Raw genomic sequence first — 6816 nt, 5'->3', positions numbered from 1 at the left:
CTCTGGCTTACAGGCGAATTCAGAGTCGCGGCACGCCTTTGCCGTAAGGTCGAGACCTTTCAAGAAGGCGTAACAAAGAGTCTGGGTTCGCCTGTCAGCCCCGAAGGACCGGCCTGAAAAGCCTTTTCTCTGTGTTGAAGCTCTTATCCAGGTCTGGACATGAATGGCGAGCTTCGCCTTGATAAAAGCGGTTTTCAGGCTCCGCAGTGCGCTATTCGAATTATTCAGAGGTGCCTTAAGACGACCAATATCGATAAGTAATGCATTAATCGGTGAATGTCGGACCAATAAAGGTGTTGTGTAAATGGCTCTGACGCCTTTCATCGCTGCTTTTCACAATAATGAGAGAACGCTTGGTTACCTGAGCGACAAACGGTTACAGGCCAGATCAAAAAAGTGAGGCAATAATCCTTACCCTTAGAGATTGAAGGTGCTGTTCGAGTTAACAGCGTGCAATGGTTTTCCTTTGACCGGTCTTTTCTGACAAGATATATGAACCATCCACACAGATACTGGAGCGATGATGAATCAGACGCTGGTTGTGATAATGACTATTATGCTTACGGGGTGCCTGGGTATGCCGGAGTCAGTCAAGCCGGTTGAGGATTTTGAGTTAAGAAAATATCTCGGTAAGTGGTATGAAGTAGCACGCTTGGATCATTCGTTTGAATGTGGATTAACTCAGGTGACGGCTGAATACCAACTGCGAAAGGATGGCGGAGTGAAGGTTATTAATCGGGGTTACTCGAAAGAAAATAACCAATGGAAAGAAGCCGAAGGCAAGGCGTTTTTTGTTAATGATACCGATCAGGGCTATCTCAAGGTCTCATTTTTCGGTCCGTTTTATGGCTCTTATGTGGTGTTCGAATTGGATGATCAGTATCAATATGCCTTTGTCTCCGGACCGGATACTTCCTATCTGTGGCTTTTAGCCAGAACCCCGACCGTTAGCGATGAGCTGATTAATCACTTTATGGTGCAGGCAAAACGCAGAGGCTTTGATGCTGAGCAGGTGATTCTGGTCGAGCAGTAGTGCAGGATGTTGTCCCTGTGAGGCTCTTGGTAAGAGTTACCTTAAGCAACGTTTCCGTTTAAGGCTTTGAATTAAAGTTGTGAATTATGGCTGACAATGGCTCGGCATATCGCCTGTTCGATAACATCTATACGGTCTTGCCCCCAAACGACCAGTTCCCCATATTGCAGGCATGGGACACCCCATAGACCCAGCTGATGCATTTGCGCATAGTTATCTTCAACCCAGTCTCGCCAGCTGTTTTGCTTTAACAGGGGTTTGGCCGTCGACCAGTTTAGTCCACAACGTTCAACGATACGTTGGAGTCCCGTGTCGGTCTCGGCACGAATGCCCTGGGCGTTAACGCCACGAGCAAAGCTCAACAGATAATCGATCTCCTTGCCTTCGGCACAGGCATACTCAAACAACGCATAACAGCGCTCGACAGCGGGCCCCAAGGGATCGGCGACAAAACCATAATCGATACCCAGACGCCGAGCTTCGCGTTTGGTGTCATGAAAGATGTACCATTTTTTTGCCGAGGGTACGTTCATGCCCCGCATCATCATCGGCAAGACGGGTTTGATCTCCAGGGGGATCTGGTAATGCCGTGCTAGCTTGACGGTTCGTTCAAGGCCGAGATAGGAATAGGGGCTGCGAGCGGAAAAAAACAATCTTAATGGGGTGGTCGGGCGTTGGGGGCCAGCATCACTGAGTGGCAGCCGCTGACAAAAGAGACGGTAGCTCTGGTCGTAAACAAGATCTTCACTCGAGTTGGCAGCCAGCCCGAGATCGTTAAGTCGCTGCTCCAGATGAGAGAGTCGGTCTACGCCCCAATACCACTCTCCGTTGTAATGAATCATGGCGCTGTAATAATGTCCCAATGACACCAGCAGCCGATCGTTTTTATCGAGTGTTGGAGCAGGGTCGGCAAATCGGTTGTTGGCCGCGTATTGGCCCGTCCAGTAATCGCCGAGGACAGTGACGGCACGTTGGCAAAAATCAGCTTGCTCGCTCAGGGATAGCAAGTGTGCGGCGACCGCTTCGGTCACCGCCTCAGGTTGTTGGTCGATCGAATCTGGATAATCAAATGCGTACAGCCGCGCTACGTGAGCGGCATCTCGAAACGCATGGTTGTGCCAGAGTTCAGGTTCCGGAAACATATCATGCGAAAGCCGGGAGACAATATAGTATTGAAATTCGGCCCGATACCGCTGTTCGAATTCTCGAAGTGCTTGCAGCAGTAGATAACTGTAAGGGTCATCCACTTTAATAAAAACTTGCAAGCAATGAGGTTGTCGTCGGTATCGTCGCCGCCGTTCTGCCAGCCATCGTTTTCCGCGCAACAATTGCTTGCTTGAGAGTGCTCTGGCGATCCAGGGCTGGAGGTGACTTCTCATGCGGCTTTTCATTCCTTTGTCGACGGATCGATGCAGTTCTGTTTACTACCATGCCACAGTGGCGACGGCTTTACTGCCTGAATCCTATTAATCACAAATGTATTGTGGAAGCTTGGGCCATCTCAGAGCGAGCTCTGGACTTCGGTGCGTTTAAGAAATTTGTAATAAGAGCTAACATCTTTAAAGCCTAGTTTTTCACAAGCGACACGACTGTTGCAGTCTCTGGATACGACCCCGGGCAAGCGATTAAGTCTTTCGTTCTTGAGTAGTTTGGAAAATGTTGTCCCTTCTTCTTTTAATTTTCTGTAGAGTGTTGCTCTGCTCATGTGCAGTTGCTGCGATACCCTGTCTATATTTGAGTGCGTCATTAAGTCAGATTGCAGCAGTGCAGCCACTTGTTGCTTCGCCGAAATGATTGATGGCTCGTTAAGATCTATCCTGCCGGAGCGTTCCTTCAGTATTTCCTTAAGGTAAGGGTTGGCGCTCGTGAGTGGTGCCTCGAACTTCGCCTTGCTTATGCAGATAGCGTTTTCGTTTGCATTAAAGCGTATGTTATCGCCGAAAATAGAAGGATACCGATCGGCGTGATGAGGTGCTTTAAAAGTGAAGGTGGCAGATTGAGCATCAATGATGTCACCACAAAAATAGGCTGACCAGGCTAGCAGGGCGCTCATGCTACGCTCTATGGCCATTGTGGGGTAGGTAAATGTAGAGTTGAAATTGAAACTGAGCTTAATTTGATTTCCCTGATCCGTTGAAAACCAGGATTCGGCCCCGTTTAACAGGCGAATGTTTTCCTGAAAACAGGTAAAGGCTTGCCCAAGAGTGTCATAACAAGAAATCCAATTCGCCAGTAGGCCTTTCGCTTGAGGGTTAACGGTGACGCCCAACTCAATGCCAAGGTCCGTTCCAGGAAAAACCTTTGAAGAAACGGCCTTGTCGGCTATTTGCCACAGTGAGACAAAATCATATTCGCTGACTCGCCTTTCTATAATCGAAATCCCTTGTTGATGTTCCTCATACCGCGTAGCCATAACGGTTGAGATACCGGCGATCTGTGTTGCGCGCAATAGTCCTCGATGAATCAACTCATGGGCAAGGTCAATCGCAGCAATCGCAGAAACGTTGTGGATAGGCAGTCTGTCGTGATTACTGTGCATGAAAGCGCAAACCAGTAAAACTGTGGTGACATCTAATACCCGAGGTGTTTGGGATTGACTCAATATTCCACAGATTTGACACCATCGACCTCCAACCTTCCACGAGTTTCATAATATGCTGAATAGCATAATTTCAAACCTTGAGCAGGTATGCAATATGCCCCCTGATAGAAACAACTCGTTATCACAGGCTTCGGCTGAAATTTCCAAAATCGAGTCGATAGAAACCCTGCGGCGTATTATTCCGGATTACTCCAAAACATTGGATAAGCGCATAAAAAACGCCCTTGATGCTTATTCAAAAGAGTTTATCGGGCTGGCAAAGCTGGCTTTTCTAGCTTCGTCTTCACCCGAAGTTGCTATCTGTTCGATACCTTGTACGCAAGAGAGACTACATATTATTGATGGGAATACTCTGGCTCTGGGTGCGATGCCAGTACCGGAAATGAAGAGTGCGAGCGAATCACCGATGGCTGCCAGCTTGTATTTGCTCGTTCCGGGCATTGGTCATGCATTGCGTATCAATGGCGTTGTTAGGCATGAAGGTGACGGCTGTGGTTGGTTCAGAATTGAGCAGTTGTATTTTCATTGCTCGCGGGCTGCGGTCCGGGCAAATTTATGGTCGCCGGCAGCAGCTTCACGATTGTGCGCTGAGAATATGATTGCTCAATCTCCGTATCTATTATTGAAAACGATCAATGCCGAAGGAAAAACAGAGTTGTCCCCCCGGGGTGATGAGCCCGGCTTCGTCAGGCAGATGGCAGATTCGACGCTGATAATCCCTGAGCGGCCGGGAAACAAGGTGGCGGTGAGTTTGCGAAATATCATCGATTGTGCCGAGGTTGAACTGCTGTTTTTAATGCCAGGAACCAGCAATACGCTGAGAATTATGGGTGTCGCTGACATAGTATCAGGTGATGGGCTGCTTGCTCGCTGTGCGGTGAATGGCAAGATACCCAAAGTGGGCATTAGGGTCAGTATTAAGTCCAGTCAGTTTGCCACCGATTCTCACTTGGAAGAAGCCAGGCTATGGCACCCCGATAATATGATGTGTAAAACCGATATAACGTCATTTCCCAAAGCGTTGGCCGCGCATATGAACGGTTTTGGGTTATTGGGTAAGGCGACAGAAGTGGTGGTTGGCGCAGTAGTGAAGCACGATCTGAAAAATCTCTATTAATCACTGGTCTGCTGGTCTGCTGGTCTGCTGGTCTGCTGGTCTGGTTTGAATCACCAGGTGTATCTCTCAGGAATGAATCTCTCCATAAATCAGCGCGTGATCCGAGTATTCATCGATCCATTGTCGTTGCTCGGAGAGTGTCGCCTTTTCTGGCCAGCCGATCACTTGAACCTGGGCGCCACCCGCAAAGGTTTTCATGTTCAATTGATTGTCAGCGAAGACATGGTCGAGTTGACTTCCGGGGGCGTAGTTATCTCGACCGTTCCACCAACTGAGTTCGTGGGTTTTGCTCAATCGCTTCATTCTGGCGGCCTTGAATCGACGGGTGACTGATTCAATCTCCTGCTCCGCGCTCAGGTCGCTGAGGCTATTGTAAGTGGCGTTGAGTCCCATGGTATTGAGGTCGCCGAGGCAGAGGTATCGTGCCTGATCCGGGGCGCTGGCACGGTCCAGTTTACGTTTCAGACTGGTGGCATGCTTGAACATGTCGTCCCGTAGTCCCCAGGAACGTGGATCTGGAAAGGATTTGGCATGCAGGAACAGGAGCATATAATCCTTGCCGGAGCGCCTGACTGTGACCAGGGCGCCGGGTCTCAAGGTTGGCACCTTGGATCGGAACTCCTCACGTTGCGTAACAAAGACTGACAGTGAGCGCCTGAAGCCAATCAGTATTTCCATATCGTGATCGCGGGTGTTTTCTGTCAGGAAAAAATTATGCGTGCTCATTTTGTCCATCAGGCCCTGGAAAACATCTTTGCCATAGACCTCGTACAGGGCAAAGACATCGGGATCTGTTTCATCGAGTAATTCAACGACACGGTCTACCCGTTCGGGCTTACCGCGAAAGTGTTCAACGTTCCAGGAGGCAAAAGAGAGGATTTTGGCCATGACGAAGGCTCCCGAAGGGCCGTGTGATGCCATATTATCGACAGGCCCCAGCCCAAAAGCCTGGTCGAATTACAATGCAGTTTATTGAGTGTAGTGGACTCCGGGCTGGTTGTGGGCAGAAGGCCAGGTTAAGAGAAGAGCTGGAGATAGATGCCTGTGGCGTTGATCTTCGTGGATGGTTGCCTGCGCTGCCCGTCTTGGGCAACAAAAGCCAGACTATACTTGATGACCTGTGATCGAGGTGGATATCAAAGCCGGTACGGTGACATCCACACTGATCACCCCATTGTTGCTAAAACAGGGAGAAGACCATGGAGTATCAAGGCTTTACGACCTTTTCTGCTGAAGCTCAGGCAGGCGTTCTCAGGGTTACGTTTGATTACCCGCCCGTCAATATTCAGGGATTACCGATGCTGGCAGACCTGAACATGCTGGCGCAAAAATTGGAGGCCGACAAGGCGATTAAAGTGGTTCTGTTCCAGTCGGCTCATCCGGATATCTTTGTTGCCCATGCTGACACCAACTTCCTGAAAGATATGTCGAGTAAGGCCTGCACCCGAGACGAGGTGCAATTGCTCGATCTGCAAGTGGTGCTGGAAAGAATCAGCAAACTGCCTCAGGCTACCATCGCCAAGATCGAAGGCTATGCCAGAGGGGGCGGTCACGAATTTGCCCTGGCCTGCGACATGCGTTTTGCCGCTCGAGGTAAGGCCAGGTTTATGCAGATGGAGGTGGGTATGGGCATTCTTCCCTGTGGTGGCGGTGCATCACGTATGGCGCGTCAGGTTGGCCTGGGTCGAGCATTGGAGATAGTTCTTGGAGCCCGAGACTTTGATGCCGATGAAGCGGAAGCCTACGGCACCATCAATCGAGCGTTCGACGCCGATGAAATTGGTCCCTATGTCGATGCTCTGGCAGAACGCATTGCGCTGTGGCCCTCGGAGTCCATCAATGCCACCAAGCAGGCGGTGTATGCTTCTGTCGACTTGCCCATTGAAGCCGCGCTGCGTGAAGAAGCCTACTGGCTGTATCAGGCCACCAGTCAAACACCGGCATTAAAACGCTTCAAGTGGGCTGATGAGCAAGGCGCTCAGTTTGATATGAAAAATCAGCATATTTGGCCGGATATGTTGGTAAGCATCCAGGATATCAAAGACTGATTCAGGTACCTGGAAG

At 49.8% G+C, this 6816-nt stretch carries 6 protein-coding genes; 3 read left to right on the top strand and 3 right to left on the bottom strand.

From position 1 onward, the window contains the following. Window positions 1–547: 547 nt before the first annotated feature. Entirely contained in the window at window positions 548–1033 is a 486-nt protein-coding gene (locus tag MIB40_RS15955) for a lipocalin family protein (RefSeq protein WP_249696311.1), read from the top strand. Window positions 1034–1104: 71 nt separating this feature from the next. Here MIB40_RS15955 and MIB40_RS15950 read toward each other — a convergent pair whose 3' ends face one another. Both MIB40_RS15950 and MIB40_RS15945 read right to left on the bottom strand, forming a co-directional pair. After that, window positions 1105–2412, bottom strand: a complete 1308-nt coding sequence (locus MIB40_RS15950) for a DsbA family protein (RefSeq protein WP_249696309.1) — start codon at window positions 2410–2412, stop codon at window positions 1105–1107. 122 nt (window positions 2413–2534) lie between these two features. Continuing rightward, window positions 2535–3572, bottom strand: a complete 1038-nt coding sequence (locus MIB40_RS15945; protein WP_249696307.1) for an AraC family transcriptional regulator — start codon at window positions 3570–3572, stop codon at window positions 2535–2537. A gap of 157 nt (window positions 3573–3729) precedes the next feature. Between MIB40_RS15945 and MIB40_RS15940 the strand changes: the two genes are divergently transcribed. Beyond that, entirely contained in the window at window positions 3730–4752 is a 1023-nt protein-coding gene (locus MIB40_RS15940) for a PNPOx family protein (protein WP_249696305.1), read from the top strand. 66 nt (window positions 4753–4818) lie between these two features. Here the strand turns inward: MIB40_RS15940 and MIB40_RS15935 are convergent, their stop codons facing one another. Beyond that, the gene (locus MIB40_RS15935) at window positions 4819–5640 is read right to left on the bottom strand and encodes an endonuclease/exonuclease/phosphatase family protein (RefSeq protein WP_249696304.1); all 822 of its coding nucleotides are present in this window, start codon (window positions 5638–5640) and stop codon (window positions 4819–4821) included. Between the two features lie 311 nt (window positions 5641–5951). Here MIB40_RS15935 and MIB40_RS15930 point away from each other — a divergent pair, with 311 nt between their 5' ends. After that, entirely contained in the window at window positions 5952–6800 is an 849-nt protein-coding gene (locus MIB40_RS15930) for an enoyl-CoA hydratase/isomerase family protein (RefSeq protein ID WP_249696302.1), read from the top strand. Window positions 6801–6816 lie beyond the last annotated feature (16 nt).

The sequence above is a fragment of the Aestuariirhabdus haliotis genome (assembly GCF_023509475.1).
Lineage (GTDB): Bacteria > Pseudomonadota > Gammaproteobacteria > Pseudomonadales > Aestuariirhabdaceae > Aestuariirhabdus > Aestuariirhabdus haliotis.
Note: the sequence above shows the minus strand (reverse complement) of the source record. Positions and strands in the feature narration are given on the sequence as shown.